This window comes from Streptococcus sanguinis SK355, assembly GCF_000212855.1.
Lineage (GTDB): Bacteria > Bacillota > Bacilli > Lactobacillales > Streptococcaceae > Streptococcus > Streptococcus sanguinis_A.
Window position 1 is genome coordinate 809,683 of the sequence record NZ_GL890993.1, and the last position, 19,170, is coordinate 828,852.

General features: G+C 45.7%; 18 protein-coding genes. 10 read left to right on the plus strand and 8 right to left on the minus strand.

The genetic code is table 11. The annotated features are described in order from the left end of the window. Positions 1-34: 34 nt before the first annotated feature. The 3 genes from HMPREF9389_RS07250 to HMPREF9389_RS07240 form a co-directional block, all read right to left on the minus strand. Positions 35-460, minus strand: a complete 426-nt coding sequence (locus HMPREF9389_RS07250) for an EVE domain-containing protein (RefSeq protein ID WP_002929013.1) — start codon at positions 458-460, stop codon at positions 35-37. Then, the gene (locus HMPREF9389_RS07245) at positions 453-914 is read right to left on the minus strand and encodes a MarR family winged helix-turn-helix transcriptional regulator (protein WP_032906325.1); all 462 of its coding nucleotides are present in this window, start codon (positions 912-914) and stop codon (positions 453-455) included. The genes HMPREF9389_RS07250 and HMPREF9389_RS07245 overlap by 8 nt, the downstream gene beginning before the upstream one ends. A gap of 105 nt (positions 915-1,019) precedes the next feature. Beyond that, positions 1,020-1,667, minus strand: coding sequence for a metal-dependent transcriptional regulator (locus HMPREF9389_RS07240; protein ID WP_002929022.1), 648 nt, complete (start codon positions 1,665-1,667; stop codon positions 1,020-1,022). A gap of 227 nt (positions 1,668-1,894) precedes the next feature. Between HMPREF9389_RS07240 and HMPREF9389_RS0111260 the strand changes: the two genes are divergently transcribed. Together HMPREF9389_RS0111260 and HMPREF9389_RS07235 are read left to right on the plus strand one after the other, a co-directional pair. Then, positions 1,895-3,850 (plus strand): GBS Bsp-like repeat-containing protein, encoded by a 1,956-nt coding sequence (locus HMPREF9389_RS0111260; protein ID WP_032906328.1) that lies wholly within the window; start codon positions 1,895-1,897, stop codon positions 3,848-3,850. Positions 3,851-3,934: 84 nt separating this feature from the next. Next, positions 3,935-5,035, plus strand: a complete 1,101-nt coding sequence (locus tag HMPREF9389_RS07235) for a DUF3114 domain-containing protein (protein ID WP_002929025.1) — start codon at positions 3,935-3,937, stop codon at positions 5,033-5,035. A gap of 20 nt (positions 5,036-5,055) precedes the next feature. On the opposite strand, the gene tpx is transcribed toward HMPREF9389_RS07235, so the two are convergent. The 4 genes from tpx to HMPREF9389_RS07215 form a co-directional block, all read right to left on the minus strand. Continuing rightward, a complete protein-coding gene (tpx, locus tag HMPREF9389_RS07230) occupies positions 5,056-5,547 on the minus strand; it encodes a thiol peroxidase (RefSeq protein WP_002929028.1) in 492 nt (163 codons plus the stop codon). 151 nt (positions 5,548-5,698) lie between these two features. Then, a complete protein-coding gene (gene ssaB, locus HMPREF9389_RS07225) occupies positions 5,699-6,628 on the minus strand; it encodes a metal ABC transporter substrate-binding lipoprotein/adhesin SsaB (protein WP_002929029.1) in 930 nt (309 codons plus the stop codon). Between the two features lie 19 nt (positions 6,629-6,647). Beyond that, positions 6,648-7,496, minus strand: coding sequence for a metal ABC transporter permease subunit (locus tag HMPREF9389_RS07220; protein WP_032906330.1), 849 nt, complete (start codon positions 7,494-7,496; stop codon positions 6,648-6,650). Between the two features lies 1 nt (position 7,497). Continuing rightward, positions 7,498-8,217, minus strand: coding sequence for a metal ABC transporter ATP-binding protein (locus HMPREF9389_RS07215; protein WP_032906333.1), 720 nt, complete (start codon positions 8,215-8,217; stop codon positions 7,498-7,500). A 149-nt stretch (positions 8,218-8,366) separates the two neighbouring features. Here HMPREF9389_RS07215 and HMPREF9389_RS07210 point away from each other — a divergent pair, with 149 nt between their 5' ends. Next, complete coding sequence (locus HMPREF9389_RS07210) at positions 8,367-10,259, plus strand: M13 family metallopeptidase (RefSeq protein ID WP_002929032.1); 1,893 nt, start codon at positions 8,367-8,369, stop codon at positions 10,257-10,259. A 231-nt stretch (positions 10,260-10,490) separates the two neighbouring features. After that, positions 10,491-11,387 (plus strand): PEP phosphonomutase, encoded by an 897-nt coding sequence (locus tag HMPREF9389_RS07205; RefSeq protein WP_002903651.1) that lies wholly within the window; start codon positions 10,491-10,493, stop codon positions 11,385-11,387. Positions 11,388-11,475: 88 nt separating this feature from the next. Here the strand turns inward: HMPREF9389_RS07205 and HMPREF9389_RS07200 are convergent, their stop codons facing one another. Beyond that, the gene (locus tag HMPREF9389_RS07200; protein WP_002929037.1) at positions 11,476-12,672 is read right to left on the minus strand and encodes an ROK family protein; all 1,197 of its coding nucleotides are present in this window, start codon (positions 12,670-12,672) and stop codon (positions 11,476-11,478) included. Between the two features lie 204 nt (positions 12,673-12,876). On the opposite strand from HMPREF9389_RS07200, the gene HMPREF9389_RS07195 reads away from it, so the two are divergent. The 6 genes from HMPREF9389_RS07195 (at position 12,877) to HMPREF9389_RS07170 (ending at position 19,133) form a co-directional block, all read left to right on the plus strand. Next, positions 12,877-13,194 (plus strand): PTS sugar transporter subunit IIB, encoded by a 318-nt coding sequence (locus tag HMPREF9389_RS07195; RefSeq protein WP_004188921.1) that lies wholly within the window; start codon positions 12,877-12,879, stop codon positions 13,192-13,194. An 8-nt stretch (positions 13,195-13,202) separates the two neighbouring features. After that, positions 13,203-13,520: a PTS lactose/cellobiose transporter subunit IIA gene (locus tag HMPREF9389_RS07190; RefSeq protein WP_002929039.1), complete on the plus strand. Its 318-nt coding sequence runs from the start codon at positions 13,203-13,205 to the stop codon at positions 13,518-13,520. Between the two features lie 5 nt (positions 13,521-13,525). Further along, positions 13,526-14,887: a PTS sugar transporter subunit IIC gene (locus HMPREF9389_RS07185; protein ID WP_002929041.1), complete on the plus strand. Its 1,362-nt coding sequence runs from the start codon at positions 13,526-13,528 to the stop codon at positions 14,885-14,887. Beyond that, entirely contained in the window at positions 14,888-16,666 is a 1,779-nt protein-coding gene (locus HMPREF9389_RS07180; protein WP_002929043.1) for a glycoside hydrolase family 35 protein, read from the plus strand. 9 nt (positions 16,667-16,675) lie between these two features. Then, complete coding sequence (locus HMPREF9389_RS07175; protein ID WP_002929045.1) at positions 16,676-17,605, plus strand: aldo/keto reductase; 930 nt, start codon at positions 16,676-16,678, stop codon at positions 17,603-17,605. 118 nt (positions 17,606-17,723) lie between these two features. Continuing rightward, entirely contained in the window at positions 17,724-19,133 is a 1,410-nt protein-coding gene (locus HMPREF9389_RS07170; protein ID WP_002929046.1) for an LPXTG cell wall anchor domain-containing protein, read from the plus strand. The last annotated feature ends 37 nt before the right edge of the window (positions 19,134-19,170 follow it).

The following is a 19,170-nucleotide window of genomic DNA, read 5'->3' on the forward strand; positions in this document are numbered from 1 at the left end:
CAAAGAGTTCGGTGTAAGTCAAACAAAGCTGTTTCTACTGATTTGCAGGGCTGTCCAGTTTCATTTGCTCAAAAACATAAAGGAAGAAGTCTTTCGAAACTTCAAAATGTCCGTATCTTATCTGAGAAGCATATTGGCGCCACTGAGGATGTTGTCGGACTTGCTCAATGGGGCAGTCTCTGACAGGTTGGTAGTAGCTGACGTCTCGCCGAAATGGGACAAAGCCTTCAAACATCTCTACTTGGTAGGCAGTGTCATCTAGAATCTTGCCAACTGTTGTAAAGGCTTGCAGCTTTTCTTGACTATTTAACCGATACTTGGGGCTGTAGTAGAGAAGATAGTCCCCCTTTTTCATTCGGTTCAATGGTGCTTTCTTTCCATGGCAGACTTGGCAAAATCCACCTTCTACACCTCTTAGTACATGTTCTTTTGATACGACACCAATCCAAAATCTAGTCATTTTCTGCCTCCAGTTTGATTAAGAGTTTATTTAATATTTCTGTTTTATCTTCTAATTTTCCAAAGAATGCCTGATCAATGCCTTCTACCAGAGGAAGGGCTTGGTTGACCTTTTGCAGCCCCGTATCCGTTAGAAGTATGATGTTGGCGCGGCTGTCCTTGGGATGGACTTCCCGCATTATCAAACCTTTCTTGACCAAGAGGCGGATGATTTGGGATACGGTCATAACATCCATGTCAGAAAATCGGGCAATATCGGTCTGACTCACCCAATCTTGCTGACGCAGAATCGCTGCAAGAGTGGTCAGAACGACAAATTGGGGATGGGTCAAATCAATCGTTCTCAGTTTGTTTTTTATCAGCCCATGCCACTTGTGGTAGGTACGGATAAAGAGCAGACCGGTTGATTTTTTGTATTCATCCTTATAGATGGAGTTAAACTGCGATTTTTCCATTAGCTTTCCCTTTAGATGTTTTGTAAGCATACTTATTATAATCTGACATCTTATTTTTGTCAATAAAAACCCAGTTTAGACTAAAAAGTCCGAACTGGGTTCTGTTTATAGTTTTTCTACATAAATCTGCTGGGCAATCATAGGATTGATTTGGATTTCTTGGGTTTCTGTCTTGAGAAGATAGACCTGAGCGAAAGAATCGTATTGGATGAAGGTGATGGTTTGGCCGATTTGCAGATTGTATTTTTCCAAGTATTTGAGCAAGTCAAAGTCGTCATGCACCCGTTTGATGATATAGTCGCCAGGGGCAGAAGCCTCTTCCAGAGTCAGTTGGTTTTCTTCGTCCAGAAGCTCTCCCTTGGCTGGGATGGTGCCTCCGTGAGGACAGGTCTTGGGGTACTGGAGCATGGCATCTAGACGCTCAACGAAGCGCTCAGAAACAGTATGCTCTAGGACTTCGGCTTCCTCATGGATTTCATCAGTCGAGTAGCCGAGATGGTTGACCAGAAAGACCTCGATCAGTCGGTGCTTACGGTAGAGGTCAGAAACTAGCCTTAGCCCCAAATCAGTCAGCAGGTAGCCGGCTTTTTTATCCTTAACCAGAAGTTCTTCCGCCAGCATTTTTTTCATCATTTCCGTCACAGCCGGAGGTGAAACCTGCATGAGCTGGGCGATTTCTTTATTGGTGATTTTTTTGTGGCGGCTGCCAATCTCATAGATACACTTGAGATAGTCTTCTTTATTTGGGGTCATCTTGCATCCTCGCTGAACTTTCTATCATTAGTATAACAAAAATCGCTGCAAGAATACAGTGTAGAAGCCCTTCATTGGCCTTTGGATTTTCTTGATTTACTTGTAATCGTTTTACGATTATTATATAATCAAATCGTACGATTTAAAAAATAAAAAAGTAAAAAATTTTTAGCTGGTTTGCAAAAATTTGGCTTGCTTTTTACTTTTTGCAAAAGGAGAATTCTATTATGAAAAAAAGGCGAATGATGGCGTCTCGAGCAGAGAAGTTTACTCGTTTTGGTATTCGCAAATGCAGTCTGGGAGCAGTCTCAGTAGCGATTGCGACTGGTCTGGCCTTTCTTGGAAGTGGAGCAGTGCAGGCAGATCAGCTAGCATCTAGTCAGACAGCTGACAGTGTCGCTGTCAGCCAGGCTGTGGAGAACCAAGCTAGCACAGCTGCAACTCCAACTGTGACAGAAACCAGTCTGTCAAGCATGGATAAGGCTGCACCAGCACCGGAGGCTGTTAGTCCTGACGCTAGTCAGGTACCTGCGTCTTCCGATACCAGTGCTCAGTCTACTTCTTCTGATCCTGTAGAAAATGCTCGGCCGAAAAGTGATACTGCAGCTTCGACAGAAAATCAACCTGCTGTGGTTGAGAACTCAGAAAAAAATGATGCTTCTAATCAGCCAGCACAACCAGCTTCTGATACAGAGCGCCCCTTGGCGGCAGCAGAGGTCAAAAAGCCACAGGGAAAAATCACCATTCAGAATAACAACCCGCAGACAGGTGAATTTGATATTGTCGTGTCCGATATTGTCGCCCCAGACGGTCTGAAGTCTGTTAGTCTTCCAACCTGGTCCACCGCTAACGACCAAGACGATGTGCAGTGGTACACGGCCGAAAGACGCGCTGATGGGACCTATTTCAAGCATGTCAGCTACCGCAATCATAAGAACTCTCTTGGTGAGTATAATGTTCACCTCTATTTTGTGAATGATGCAGGCCAACTGCAGGGTGCAGGCTCAGCTAAGACGGTGGTTACTCGCGCGCAGCCTCAAGGCAAGATCGCCATTCAGAACAACAATCCACAGACAGGTGAATTTGATATTGTCGTGTCCGATATTGTCGCCCCAGACGGTCTGAAGTCTGTTTATCTGCCGACTTGGTCCAGCAAGGATGACCAAGACGATGTGCAGTGGTATATCGCTGAGCGCCAAGCTGACGGTACCTATAAAAAGCATGTCCGAGCTCAGGATCATAAGTTTTCAGTAGGTGAGTACAAGGTTCATCTTTACTATTTGAACGAGGATGGCCAGATGCAAGGTGCAGGTGGCGAGAAGCTGATGGTTTCTGTAGCACCTGAAAACATCCGTGCGACTGGAAAAATCAATATCCAAAACAATAATGCTCGAACAGGAACTTTTGATGTGGTTGTGACAAATGTCTCCAATCCAGGCGGAATTCAAGCAGTCTATCTGCCAACTTGGTCCACAGATAAGGATCAGGATGATGTCAAGTGGTATTTAGCTCAAAGGCAGGCGAATGGCACCTATAAGATCACAGTCCGAGCTAGTGACCATAAGCTTTCTACCGGCGAGTACAAGATTCATCTTTACTATAAGCAGGACAATGGTCAGCTCATCGCTGTAGATGCTGCGACCACTCAGGTCTCTAAAGCTGTTTACAATACTCCTTATTACTCCCAGCGCGATGGCCGTTGGGGTGGCAGGAAGTATGGTCCTTACAGCATGGATGCGACAGGATGCGTGCCGACAACGCTAGCCATGGTTATTTCTGGTATTACTGGTACAGAAGTGCTTCCGACAACCGTTGCGGATTACCTATATAATAATACCAATGAATTTAATAAAGATGGATTTGGTACTAGCAGCCGTGGTATTGTCCGAGCTGCCCAGCACTGGGATCTGACGACTGAGACCCTGTTTACAGCTTCTGCAGTCAAAGAAGTACTTTCGCAGGGGCATCATGTCCTAGGTGCCGTTGGTACCAGCATCTTTGCCCATTATCCAGTCACTCATGAGCTGGTTCTTAAAGGCTATGACAATGGAAAAACCTATGTCCGTGACCCTTATAATGCAGCTAATAATGGCTGGTACCCCGTAGACTATCTCTTTGGAGTCAAGAGTGTAGATCCGACGGATAATACAGAAGGATCACCCTTTATTGCCATCAAAGGATAAGAAATTCGTGAATAAGAAGACCGCTCGTTGCTTGACGAGCGGTTTTCTATGTAGGTATAATAGAAAAAAGAAAGGAGGGGAGCCATGTATCCAAAAGAAGGGAAAGAAGAGCTCTTTCAGCAATTGCAATCAATCGGTTGGTCTCAGTCAGCGCTGGAACAAGTTTTTGCAGGGTTCAATAACGGGCAAGGAAAAACAGTGTCAGAAGAAAGAAATTACCTGCAGGAGGCTCAGCTTTTTGGCAGTCCCTTCTTTCAAGAGCTTTGGCTGGCTGAGGATGCTCAGAACAGCAGGTTAGGAGCTCAGGAGCTGCTGGTTTTGGCTATGAATCTTGTTAATATGCCTGAGGAGTTGAGCGGGGACAAGGCAGAGACAGATTTTTTGCTGGCTCGGATTGCTCCAAACCTAACACCGCATGATTGCTTTTGGAAGATTTTTTCAAGCACCTTGCGCCAGGCTTTCCCGGCAGATGATTTTAGCCAAAGGGATGGCAATCAAAAGCTTAAGAGACAGCTACATCAGTTTCGCTATATCATTTCCTGCCAGCAGGCCCAGTGGGTCAGAGATCACTATCGTCAGACTGGTATGACAGATGCAGAAGCCTTTACCTCCTATCTAAAGGCTTTTCCAGCGCTGCCTTATAGCTTTCAAGAATCCTCTCGCTTGCACAATAAAGCCTATATTCATAAAAAGTCAGAGCAAGCTATCTATCCGGATGATCAAGTTAGTCAGGCCAATATAAAAATCCTGATTGATTTTCATACAGAGTTTATTCTGGATCAGACAGGTCGTTTTCTCAATATTATCGATCCAGAGGGGACTAGCCAAAATGGTATTGTGAATGGCGCCAGCTTTAACTACGGTGAGCGCAATCGTCCGGTCAATCAAGCTTCTCATACTCGCTACGATGTCAAAACGCCAGCAGTCTGGGATCCTCGCTTTCGCAAGCTTGCCATAGAAAATGGCGGCCGCAAGTTCAAATCACCTCAGAATAATCGTGGTCCGCTGGGCTATCGTTCGGCTAAGAGCCCTTATGCTCGAAAGGGGCAGAGTGCTTATAAACAGGTAAAGGCAGAGATTGCTCGATTCAAGAAATTGCTGAATCGACCATCCTTTCTCTTGCGTTCCTGGGCTTGGTTCCGTCAGTTTTGGAAGAAGTTTTTCGCACAAAAAAATACGGACTAGCAGGTCCGTATTTTTATCTCTTATAAACTCTTAACTGCAGCAATCGCTGCTTCAAAGTCTGGCTCGGTGTTGATATTGTCGACATATTCAGCATAGGTCACAGTGTTATTTTCATCCAGAACTAGAACTGCGCGGGCTAAAAGGTGCCATTCATTGATGAGGACAGCATAGTCACGGCCGAAAGAATGGTCGAAGTAGTCAGAGAGCATGACAGCATTTTCAATGCCTTCAGCAGCACACCACTTGCCTTGAGCAAAAGGCAAGTCAACTGAAACCGTGATAACAACGGTATTGTCCAAGTCAGAGAGCTCTTGGTTGAAACGGCGAGTCTGAGTCGAGCATACACCAGTATCGATAGATGGGATGATGCTCAGGACTTTCTTTTTGCCAGCAAAATCAGCCAGAGTTTTCTTTGAAAGGTCAGTGGTTGTCAAGCTAAAATCGTGGGCTGTGTCGCCGACTTGCAGTTGCTTTCCAGTAAAAGTTACAGGATTTCCGAGAAAAGTTGTCATAGGAAGTCTCCATTCATGTTTGATAGCTTCATTGTACAGCGAATAGTGATTTTTTTCGAATAATTTGACCGGAAATTTGAGAGCGACTCCATGTGGAGCTCCTTCTCCAAAAATAAAGAGGTTAGGATTTTGTCTTCCTAACCTTTTATCGTTATTTGGCCAATCCTTCAGAAATTTTATCCAGATTGTATTTCATCATGCTGTAGTAGCTGTCGCCTTCTTCTCCTTCATCAGCGATTGAGTCAGTAAAGATTTTAGCGTGGATTGGGATCTTGGTGTCTTTAGAAACAGTCTTCATCGGACGGTCGTCCACACTTGATTCGACAAAGAGAGATGGCACTTTGGTCTTGCGTAGTTTTTCAACTAAGCTTTTGATTTGATCTGGAGTTCCTTCTTCCTCGGTGTTGATTTCCCAAATGTAGGCTGATGGCACGTTGTAGGCCTTAGAGAAGTACTTGAAGCAGCCTTCGCTTGTCACAATCATTTTCTTTTCTTCTGGAATATTGTTAAATTTCTCCTTGGCTTCCTTGTCCAAAGCAGTCAATTTTTCCACATAAGCTTTGAGATTTTTCTCGTAAGTGGCCTTATTGTCAGGGTCTTTTTCGATCAAACGTTTGGCAATGTTTTGCGCATAGATAATGCCGTTTTCCAAGTTGAGCCAAGCATGGGGGTCTTCCTTGCCTTTTTCACTTTGCCCTTCTAGGTAAATGACGTCAACGCCATCGCTGACAGCATAGTAGTCCTTGTTTTCTTCCTTATTGGCATTTTTGACCAACTTGGTAAACCAAGCATTGCCGCCGGTTTCTAGGTTGATACCATTGTAGAAGATGAGGTCTGCTTGAGAAGTCTTTTTTACATCTTCAGGCAGGGGCTCGTATTCGTGGGGGTCTTTGCCGACTGGTACAATGCTGTGCAGGTCAATCTTATCGCCAGCTATATTTTTGGTAATATCAGCGATAATTGAGTTGGTCGCAACAACCTTGAGCTTGGACGAGTCACTGGACGCGTTCTTCTGACCGGAGCAGGCAAAGAGAGTGCAGACTGCTAGCAAAAGCAGGGATAAAAAACCTAATTTTTTCATGGGATTCCTCCATTGATTTTTATTTTAGTTTAGGTCGGTTTTTAAGTTTTAAATAGCGTTGCTTAGGGGCAATAAAGAAAGAGGTGAGAAAGATGAGGGCTGAGGTCAGGACAATGCTGGATCCTGCAGCAACATTAAAACTATAGCCAATAAAGAGTCCCAGCACAGAAGCCAGAGCTCCTAAACCCGAGGACAGCAGAATCATAGTTTTCAGACTGTTGGCATAGAGGTAGGCCGTTGCTGCCGGCGTTATCAAGAGAGCGACAATCAGAATGGTTCCCACGCTCTGCATAGCTGTCACAGAGACCAAGGTCAAGAGAATCATCAGTAAATAGTGATAGAAATTCACCTTCATCCCCATAGCCTGAGCTAGCAGCGGATCAAATGATGTAATTAGGAGCTGTTTAAAGAAAATGGCGATAACTAGTAGAACTAGAAGGGCTACTCCGATACTAATCCACATATCAATATCCTGTACAGCCAAGATATTCCCAAAGAGGATATGGAAGAGGTCGGTAGAACTTTTAGCAACACCAATCAAAATGACTCCCAAAGCCAAGAAAGAAGAAAAAGTTATCCCGATGGCTGTGTCACTCTTGATAATAGAATTTCCCTTGATGTAGGTGATAATAATTGAGGCCAAAAGTCCAAATGTGATGGCTCCAATGAAAAAATTAATCCCTAGAATATAGGACAGAGCCACACCGGGCAGAACCGCATGAGAGATAGCATCCCCCATGAGTGACATCCCCCGCAGTATAATAAAGCAGCCGACAGCCCCAGCAACAACTCCAATAACGATAGATGTAATCAAAGCGTTTTGTAGAAAGTGGAAGTCATGCAATCCTTGAATAAATTCTTGAATCATCTTAGGCACCTCCATTCATAAAGAGCTGGGCACCATAAGTTTTTTGCATATTCTCTTTAGTGAAAGTAGCCTCGGTTGGTCCAAAGGCAATGACCCTCTTATTGAGCAGGAGCACCTGATCGAAATAAGCCGTCACCTTGCTTAAATCATGGTGCACAATCAAAATGGTCTTCCCTTCTTCTTTTAGACGTCGCAAAGTCCCCATGATAATTTCTTCGCTGACAGAATCAATGCCAACAAAGGGTTCATCAAGGAAAATATATTCCGCCTCTTGTACTAGGCAGCGCGCAATCAAAACCCGTTGGAATTGACCACCGGATAGCTGACTGATTTGACGTTCAGCAAAATCTTCCAATCCAACAATTTTCAAGGCCTGCTTGACCTTGCCCCAGTCAGAAGTTTTTAATCTTTGGAAGAGTTTAATCTTAGGGTAAAGCCCAAGAGAAACACACTCTTTTACCTTGATAGGAAAGTTATAGTCAATATTAATTTTTTGTTCTACATAGGCAATTCGTTTTAGTTCTTTGTCTAAAGGCTGACCATCCAGTAAAGCTTGGCCTTGGTGGTCGACAATTCCCAATAAACCTTTAATAAGGGTGGATTTTCCAGCCCCGTTTGGACCGATAATTCCCGTAATAGTAGGGCCATTTATATTTAAGTTTGCCTTGTCTAATGCCAGCTGGCCCTGATAGCTGACAGTCAAATCTTTAATCGTAATCATCTCATACACCTCTATGATTTTAATATACATTAAAACAAAAATTAAGTCAAGTTAATTTTTAATAAATCTCTAAAATTAATATAAGAAATGTTTGAAAAAACAAGTAGATTTTGATAAGGTTATATCAAAAGCATGAAAGCGAGAAAAAGATGACAAGACTGCAAGATGATTTTTATGATGCGATAAATGGCGAATGGGCTAAGACAGCTGTTATTCCCGATGATAAGCCAGTTACAGGTGGCTTTATGGACTTAGCTGAGGAAATTGAAGACCTCATGCTCTCTACGACCGACAAATGGCTGGCTGGAGATAGAGTGCCAGAAGATGCCATTCTGCAGAACTTTGTTGCCTACCATCGCTTAGCAGCGGATTATGACAAGCGGGAAGCGGCAGGGATTGAGCCTGCGCGTGCTTACATTGATGAAATTCGCAACCTAACATCTTTTGAAGACTATGCTTCTAAGATTGCAGATTTTGAGCTGGCTGGTAAGCCGACTTATTTCCCCTTTGGTGTGGCGCCTGACTTTATGGACGCCCGAATCAATGTCCTCTGGGCAGATGGACCGGGAACGATTTTGCCAGACACGACTTACTATGCTGAGGACCATCCACAGAAGGAAGACCTGCTTGCAAAATGGCGCAAGGCTCAGGAAGATTTGCTGGCAAAATTTGACTTTGCTGAAGAGGCAATCAAGGATCTTTTGGATAAGGTTTTGGAGTTGGATGCTGTTTTTGCCCAGTATGTTCTGTCTAGTGAAGAAAGCTCTGAGTATGCAAAACTCTACCATCCTTATAAGTGGGAAGATTTCAAAGCCTTGGTACCGGAGTTGCCTCTGGCGGATATTTTCACCAAGTTGATCGGTCAAGAACCCGACCAAGTCATTGTGCCGGAAGAGCGTTTTTGGCAGGCAGCTAAGGATATCTATACAGCCACTAACTGGGACAAGCTCCATGCTCTGCTGATTCTGTCTGCGGTCCGCAATACGACACCTTATCTAACGGATGACATCCGTGTCTTGGCAGGAGCTTATCATCGTGCTCTATCAGGGACTCCTCAGGCTCAGGACAAGAAAAAAGCGGCATTTTACCTGGCCCAAGGTCCCTTTAATCAAGCTGTTGGTCTCTGGTATGCCGGTCAGAAGTTCTCTCCAGAAGCCAAGGCTGATGTGGAGCAGAAAGTGGCGACGATGATTGAAGTTTATAAAAATCGCCTGGCTCAGAATGACTGGCTGACACCAGAAACTCGGGACAAGGCTATTGTCAAACTCAATGTCATCAAGCCTTATATTGGTTATCCTGACGAGCTTCCTGAGCGCTATTCTCGCAAGGTCGTGGATGAAAAGCTGACTCTCTTTGAAAATGCTCAGAAGCTGAGCCAGATTGATATTGCTTACAGCTGGAGCAAGTGGAATCAACCAGTGGATTACAAGGAATGGGGAATGCCAGCCCACATGGTCAATGCCTACTACAATCCGCAGAAAAACCTGATTGTCTTTCCAGCGGCTATCCTGCAGGCGCCTTTCTATGATCTGCACCAGTCCTCGTCAGCAAATTACGGTGGTATCGGAGCGGTCATCGCCCATGAGATTTCCCATGCTTTTGATACTAATGGTGCTTCCTTTGATGAAAATGGCAGCCTCAACAACTGGTGGACGGAGCATGACTACCAAGCCTTTACCGAACGGACTCAAAAGGTCATTGACCAGTTCGAAGGGCAAGATTCTTATGGTGCTAAGGTCAATGGCAAGCTGACCGTTTCAGAAAATGTGGCAGATCTGGGCGGTATTGCAGCAGCCCTAGAAGCAGCCAAGAAAGAAGCGGATTTCTCTGCTGAGGAATTCTTTACCAACTTTGCCCGCATCTGGCGAATGAAGGGCCGGGAGGAATATATGAAGCTCTTGGCAAGCGTCGATGTCCATGCGCCAGCCAAGCTTCGGACCAATGTGCAGCTGCCTAACTTTGACGATTTCTTTACAACCTTTGATGTCCAAGAGGGAGATGGCATGTGGCGGAGCCCAGAAGAGCGGGTGGTCATCTGGTGATGTCGAGATAAGACGCTTATCGAATCTTGCTCAAATCAAAAATAATCGAGTTTATTTCAAGAGTCTGCTTTTGTTTGTGAAAGCAGACTATTTTGTTAAAGAAAATTAAAGCGTTTACATTTTTCTAGACTTGTGCTATACTGTAGTTGATAACAAAAAATAAACAAAATATCCAAATAGAATAGATTTCAAAGTGTTTATTAATGAATAATAAAGAAAAGAGATGTTCTTATGGTAAAACGATTCATTAGTTCAAATGCTTCAGAAATTTTAAGTATGACTGCGCCGGAGCTGAAACAGAGCATCAAGGCCAGTGAGGGCCGCGTTATCCTGTCTGAAAACGTAGCTTTCAAAGAATCTTATATCGGTGATGTGACCAATGCAGAGATTGCTCGGTCTTTTGGTGCTGACTTGATTCTGCTGAATGGGATTGATATCTTCCAGCCTTTTGTGGCTGGTCTGGATGCCAAGGAAGATTTTGTTGAGGAGCTGCACCGCTTGGTTGGTCGTCCTATCGGTATCAATCTAGAGCCGGTGGATAGTCAGGCCCAGATGGCGGGAGAGCGCCTGATCATCGATGAGGGGCGTCAGGCTAGTCTAGCAACCATTCAGAGAGCAGAAGAGCTGGGCGTTGACTTTATCTGTCTGACGGGTAATCCGGGGACTGGTGTCACCAATCAGGCTATTATCGACACCATTCGAGTGGTCAAGGAGAATTTTTCAGGCCTCCTGATTGCAGGTAAAATGCATGCTTCAGGTGTGGACGAGCCGGTAGCAGACCTAGAAGCAATCGCTCAATTTATCGAGGCTGGTGTTGATATTGTCCTAGCACCGGCAGTCGGCAGTGTGCCTGGCTTTGACGAGCAGGACTTGAAGCAGATTGTCCGACTGGCCCATCAAAAGGGGGCTCTGGTTATGAGTGCTATCGGTACCAGCCAGGAGAGTGCTGATGAGGATATCGTCAAGCAAATGGCCATCCGTAACAAAATCTGCGGTGTAGATATCCAGCATATCGGGGATTCTGGTTACGGCTGTCTGGCTCCGGTGGAAAATATCTTTGCCATGAGTAAGGCTCTCAGAGGACAGCGCCACACCATTTCCATGATTTCACGTTCGATTAATAGATAGTAAAATGAGACAGACTTTTAGGGGGTAAGCTCCTAGAAAGCCTGTCTCTTTTTTTGTGAAAGAAAGACCGAGATGGATTTCTCGGCCTTTATAGGTTTCCTTTTTTATCTAAAAATTCATGATAAACACAGAGGCTGACTGCAGAGCGGGCAATGCTGTATTTAGAGTAGGGGATAATGACAATCTCTGCTTGTTTTTGCTTGGGAAAGAGAGGTGCTTTCTGCTCTAACTGAGCCAGAACCTGCTCGGCAATCACCGGGTAGGAGAATATTTGGCCGTCCAGATAAATCCTTTCGCTATCAATAAGCTGGCAGAGGTTGGAAATAGAAATGGCCAGATAGCGGCAGGCAGTATGAATCAACTCAATGCTGCCCAAATCTCCTAAGCGATAGGCGGTCATCAGACTTGTTAAATCAATGTCATTGACGTCCTCTACAAGGGTCTTTAAGAGCGAGGTCTGGGAAGCCCGATACAGGATAGCTGCTTTATCAATCAGAGCACTCTCGCTGGCATAAACCTGCAGGCAGCCGTGCTTGCCACAAGGACAGCGCTCGCCTTCAGGATTGATGACGGTATGCCCCACCTCCCCGATAAGATAATTATCCTGACTGTAAATGCTGCCCTTGTACATGTAAGAGCAATGAATACCTCTGGCGACATGATAGACGATAAAATTACTGTCTGTAGGATGATAGCTAAAGAGGCGTTCAGCCAGTGTCAGGCAGTGGGACTTATTGGCAAAGTAGACAGGGAGGTCAAAGGCTTCTTGAATAGTCCGCAGGTTAATCTGTCCCCAGTGGGGATTTTTAGAAATGATAAAATCACTCTCAGAGAGATTCACATGCCCCGGCAGCCCGAGGGCAATCGCTGAGATAGAGTATTGGCTGTTCTTTTTCAGAAAATCTTGAATGAGTCGGATGATTTCCTGGTCAGACGGGCCGCCGGTCACCTCGACCTGATAAGTCCGAATACTGCTTTCTGCAATCTCACCGGTATTGTCAGCAATGACGATGGCTAGCTGTTTTTCAGAAATCTCAAAGCCCAGATAGTAGCGGCTATGAGGCGCAATGTCTAGCAGGGTTTTCTTGCGGCCTACGCTCTCGTCATTGAGCTCGCCCAGCTCCAGTACCAAGCCTTCCTTGATCAGTTCATTGATGATGCTGCCGGTCGTGGCTGGTGTAATTTGAGTTTCTTTTGAAATATCAATCCGGGAAATCGGTCGTTTGGCATAGAGCCGATCCAGGACAGTTGCCCTTAGCTCATTTTGTTTTCTAGTTCGTGTCATCTTATTTCCTCTGCTGCTATACTATCAAAAAAAGCTAGAAATCTCAAATGTAAGCGTTGACATAATACAGAAAAATAGTTATAATCTTTATAGAATATTAATAACATGGTTGAAAATATTCTTTTTTTGGATTTTTGTTTATATATTGAAAATAAATAGCAAGCGTCGTTGCAGGCTAGGTCAGATTCATAAAGGAGGATGCCGATGGAAACAAAACAGATTATGTTAGTCTGTGCGGCTGGGATGAGCACCAGTCTCATGGTCAATAAAATGCAGAAAGCTGCAGAGGAGCGAGGTTTAGCTGCGACGATATTTGCGGTGCCAGTATCAGAAGCAGAAGACTATCTAAGCGAGAAAAAGGTTGATGTCCTTTTGCTGGGGCCTCAGGTCCGCTATCTATTGGAGGATTTACAGGAAAAACTAGCTTCAAAAGGCATTCCGGTGGATGTTATCCCTATGACGGACTACGGAATGATGAAGGGGGATAAGGTCCTGGATCTGGCAGAGTCGCTCATGAAGTAGGTATTCTTATGGAAAATAAAGATTCCTTAGAGGTCGCTATGACCCTCATTATGTATGGCGGAGAGGCTAAGTCTTGTGCTATCGAAGCCATTGCTGCAGCTAAAAAGCAGGACTTTAATCGAGCTCAGGAGAGGCTGAGTCAGGCTCAAAAGGCCCTGCTGCAAGCCCATCACGCTCAGGCTGAAATGCTGAGCAAGGAGGCACAAGGAGAAAAGACAGAACTTAGTTTATTTATGGTGCATGGGCAGGATCATCTCATGACCAGTATCGCCTTTGTTGATTTGGCAAAGGAGATTGTTGATTTGCATAAAAAATTTGATGAATAGGAGAAATGCAGATGAGTAGTTTGGTTGATAAATGGCAAGCACGTCTCATGCCTATTGCCAATAAAATCGGCAACCAAAAATTTCTGGTTGCCCTGCGGGATTCCTTTATCGGGACCATGCCTGTGATTATGACGGGCTCTTTCGCCCTCATGGTCAACGCTTTTCTATCTGACTTGCCAGGACAGTTTGGCTGGACCTGGATTTCCTCTACCTTCCAGTGGCTGATTGATATTAACTGGCTGGTATTTAAGGGCAGTATTCCTATTGTTACCCTCTTGTTCCTCTTTACCTTCGGGGTCAATATTGCTAAGATTTACAATACTGATAAGGTATCTGCCGGTCTGGTAGCTGTTGCTTCCTACATCATTACCATTGGTGGATCAGTTACTAAAACCTTTGAGTTGGCTGGCAAAACACCAGGGCTGAGCAAGGCAATTTCAAAACTTCCAGAGCTAAAACTTGACGGCAGTGACCTGTCTGTGACGATTAACAGTGTCATTCCAGGTGACCAGATCAGTGCGCGTGGTTATTTTACTGCCATTCTGATTGGTTTTGTGTCTGTCATTATCTTCTGTAAGGTTATGAATCGTAACTGGACGATCAAGCTTCCAGATTCTGTTCCGCCAGCTATCATGAAGCCGTTCCTGTCTATCATTCCAGCTGCGATTGCCATGTATGTCGTGGGAATTGCGACCTATCTCTTTAATCTGGTGACAGGCGAGCTCTTGATTGACTGGATTTACAAGATTCTTCAGGCGCCGCTTCTCAGTTTGTCTCAAAGCTTCTGGGCTGTGCTGCTCATTGTCTTTCTCAATAAGATTTTCTGGTTCTTCGGACTGCACGGCGGTAATGTGCTAGCGCCAGTTATGGCCAGTCTCTTTGGTGTGACCATGCTGGCCAATCTGGAAGCTTATCAGGCTGGGCATGCGATTCCTTACATGTGGACGGATAATTCTTTTGGTGCTTTTGTCTGGTTTGATGCGATTGGGGTTGCCATTGCCATTCTCTGGCAATCTCGAAACAAGCACTACCGCGAAGTGGCCAAGTTGGGAATTTTCCCAATGGTCTTCAACATCGGTGAGCCGGTCATGTACGGTCTGCCAATCGTTTTGAATCCAATTATGTTTATTCCATACGTCCTGACGCCAATGGTCATGGTGACAGTAGCCTACTTTGCAACCTCTATGGGCTTAGTTGCGCCGGTTACTCAAAACGTCACCTGGGTAATGCCGCCGGTTCTCTACGGTTTCTTTGCGACAGCCTTCGACTGGCGGGCAATTATTCTTTCGCTGGTTAATATCGCTATTTCAACCGCTATATATCTGCCCTTTGTCAAGATGGCAGATAAACAGGAGGAGCTTGGATAGATGGCAAAATTTGAAATTAAAGAAGAATTTTACCTGGATGGCAAGCCTTTTAAGATTTTATCGGGAGCTATTCAGTATTTCCGGCTTCATCCAGACCAGTGGCGAGATACCCTTTACAATCTTAAAGCTTTAGGCTTTAATACGGTAGAAACCTATATTCCTTGGGCATTGCATGAACCTCAGGAAGGTCAGTTTCAGGCAGAGGGCATGCTGGATTTTGAAGCATACTTCAAGTTGGTTGAGGAGATGGGGCTTTATCTCATTGTCCGTCCGACGCCTTACATCTGTGCAGAGTTTGACTTTGGCGGCCTGCCGGCTTGGCTCTTGAGATATCCTTCAATGCGCCTGCGGGTCAATCATCCGCTTTTTCTGGAAAAGGTCAGTCATTTCTATGACTGGCTCTTTCCCAAGCTTCTGCCCTATCAGAGTGATCAAGACGGACCTATCCTCATGATGCAGGTGGAAAATGAATACGGTTCTTACGCCGAGGACAAGGCCTACATGCGTAGCATTGCGCAGATGATGAAGGTACGTGGAGTTACGGTTCCCCTCTTTACCTCTGATGGGACTTGGATTGAGGCCCTGGAGTCTGGCACCTTGATTGAAGACGATATTTTTGTGACGGGGAATTTCGGCTCTCAGCCCAAGGAAAACACGGATAATCTGCGAGCTTTCATGGAGCGGTACGGCAAGAAATGGCCGCTTATGTGTACAGAGTTCTGGGATGGCTGGTTCAGCCGCTGGAGCGAGGAAATCGTTCGGCGAGAGGCAGAAGATTTGGCTCAGGATGTCAAAGAAATGCTGCAGCTAGGCAGCATGAACCTCTTCCTATTGAGAGGTGGGACAAACTTTGGCTTTATCAGCGGCTGTTCGGCCCGCAAGACCAAGGATTTGCCGCAGATTACCTCCTATGATTTTGACGCACCCATTACTGAGTGGGGGCAGCCAACAGAGAAATACTACGCTGTTCAGCGGGTGACCCACGAGGTCTTTCCAGAGCTTGAGCAGATGGAGCCTATTAGCCGACAGGCTAAGGCCTATGGCAGTTTTCCGCTGCTTGGGACTGCAAATCTGCTGGATGTTGTAGCGGACATCACAGAGGAAATTCAGCTGGATTATCCGCAGCCTATGGAGCAGATTGGGCAGAATCATGGCTATATTCTCTACCGTTCCGATATCAAAAATCAATACCATGAGGAAAGGCTCAAGGCATTGGAGACTCATGATCGCTGCCATTTCTATGTCAATCAGGAGCACCTAGCTACCCAGTATCGGGAAGAAATCGGTGATGAAATGCTCTTCTCAGCTGACACCGAACGGATTCAGATTGATGTGTTGGTGGAAAATATGGGGCGGGTCAACTATGGTTACAAGCTGGGTGCACCCAGTCAATCCAAGGGAGTCAAGGGTGGTATCATGATTAACCACCAGTTCCGCAAGGGTTGGAAGCATTATGCGCTCAAGTTTGACCAGGAAATGCTGGCCAAGCTAGACTGCTACTCAGCTCCACCTGAAAGAGTTAAAGCACCGACCTTCTATCGCTTTGAAGCAGAGTTAGATGATATCGCTGATACTTTCATTGACTGCTCTAAGTATGGGAAGGGCTGTATTTCGGTCAACGGCTTCAACCTTGGCCGCTACTGGAATGAAGGACCAATTCACTATCTCTATGTGCCGTCTGGCCTACTTAAGGAAAAGAATGAATTTATCGTCTTTGAAACTGAAAATGTCAAGATTGAAGAGTTGACCTTGCTTGATCATCCGGTCTATAAGAAATGAGGTGTTGCGATGAAATATATGACAGTCGGGAATGAACTGAAAGAAGCCAGTCAGCTGATTTTGGGCTGCATGCGATTGGCAGAGCACGATCCTAAAGAGGTCGTTTCCGTTCTTGAAACAGCATTAGAAGTGGGAATTAATTTCTTTGACCACTCAGATGTTTATGCTGGTGGGCAATCTGAAGCCAAGTTTGCGCAGGCTCTTCGCTCAGCTAAAATTCCCCGAGACCGAGTTCTCATCCAGTCCAAGTGCGGACTGCGGGATGTTCACACCAACTACCATTTTGACTTTTCTAAGGATTATATCATCAGCTCGGTTGAAGGCAGCTTGGAGCGTTTGCAGACAGACTATCTGGATGTGCTCCTCCTACACCGGCCAGATGCTCTTGTGGAGCCGGAAGAGGTGGCTGAAGCTTTCTCACAGCTGCACCAAGCTGGGAAGGTCCGCTATTTCGGAGTCAGTAATCAAAATCCTTATCAAATCGAGCTGCTGCAGAAAAGTGTGGAGCAGCCTTTGATTGCCAACCAACTGCAGTTTGGTCCTGCCCATACTCCGATGCTGGATGCTGGGCTGAATGCCAATATGCTCAATCCTTTGGCAATCGTCCGGGATGGTAGTGTATTGGACTATTGTCGATTGCATCATATCACGATTCAGCCTTGGTCACCATTTCAGGTTGACTTGAACCAGGGACTTTTTATGGAGCATCCTAAATATGCTCCGCTTACAGAAACTCTGCATGCCTTTGCGTCAGACTATCAAGTTTCCTTTGAAGCCTTAGTTCTGGCCTGGATTTTGCGTCATCCGGCTCAGATGCAGCCAATTGTTGGCTCCATGAATCCACAGCGAATTCGCTCAATGGTGGCTGCTTTTGATATTGAGCTCTCTCGGGCTGACTGGTATAAGATATACAAGAGCGCAGGGAATCCTCTGCCCTAAGCTTGTTTTTGCAGGGAGATTATTTGTTATTCAGAATCAATGAAGGCTAAGAGCAGTGAATCGGTCTGCTTGTTTCATTGATTAAGCTAGATTCTGTGTCTTATGAAAGGAGAATGATATGAATAATAAGTTTTCTTGGCAAGGCCTAGCAAAATCTGCTTCTGCTGCCAAGTATGGAAGCGGCTTGCTGCTATGTGCTTCCCTCTTGTCCTTAGCAGCTTTGACGTGCGTCTCAAGAGTTAAAGCAGAAGATGTTGCGCCTGCCCCTGCCGCAGTAGCTGAAACGCCGGCTTCTCCAGCAGCCCAAGCAAGTCCTGAGGCTGAAAATCCAGCTGTGGTTGAACCCCAAGCAGCTCCTGCAAGTCAGGCCGAATCAGCTGCTAGTGAGTTGCCAGCTAGTCAGGTTATGTCCGATGAGCAGAAGCAGCGCGCCATTGCTCAGATGGGAGCCAATCAAGGGGATGTCTGGGTTTGGTCGGAGGAAAATGTCGTTGAAGAAAATGGGGAGCGTCAAAAGCGCGGTCCTAATGGCGGCCCCGGCCAATTTAATGGCGGAGCCGTCGTGTTAGGCGGTCGTCCGACTTATGACCCCGCAGCTGATTGGTACTACCTAGCTTATAAAGGCGAAGGGATGACCGACGAAGAAGCACAGGCTGTCTTTGACAAGGAACGCGGCAAATGGATGAATGAATTTGATCCTTGGGGTGTTGTGATGGAAATGACGGACAATAAGGCCAGCAATGCTTGGGCAGATGTTCGTAACATGCAGGCTTTCGTCCTTCGGAAGGACTCCAATGTCTGGGAGAAAATTGTGGATCACCCTCAAGGGGTTCAATGGGTTGCTCAGTTCAAGGGGAATATGTCCAGCTACGTAGGAGATGCGCGGCAGGAAGCCTTGGCTGGCGGGGGAACAGCTATTGAGGTATTACCTAAGCAGGATAGGGTTGCCCACTGGGGTTCTGATCAGGCTCGTGATATTCCGAATCCTCAGACCATTCGGGCTGTTCTGGTTTCTGTCGAAGCGCGTATTTCTGAAAAATCTGACCCAGATGCCAAGCTTGGTATTCAAGTTGGCGGTGACTGGAAATTTGCTGAAGAAGTGAGTAAGCCGCTCTGGTATCCAGGAGCTGGTTTGGCTGGTATTCAGCGACTGACCAAGGATTGGGCTCGTTACTATTTTGTTAGCCTCACTGGTATTCAAGATGCAGTCGAAGAAAGGGCCATTTCACAAGATGAGTTTATGAAGAGTATCGTGCCGCTGGCCGATATGGAGCAGGATCCCCAAAATCAAGCCCAGCAGCCAACTCCTGCAAGACCTGATCCAAAGGGGAGCCAAGTGGAAAATCTGACCTACAAAACAAGCGGCCAGACGGACCCTCAAGCAGCGTCTCAAGAGCCAACTCTTGAGCAAGCTTCTTCCAAACAATTGCCTAAGACCGGCAGTCAAAGCAGTCTATTGACCAATCTGCTTGGGCTCGGACTCTTAGGGCTGGGTGCTGGCTTCCTTGGCTTGAAGAAAAAATCTTAGGTTTTGCAAGCTAGAGGGGAAAATAATCTACAAAAAA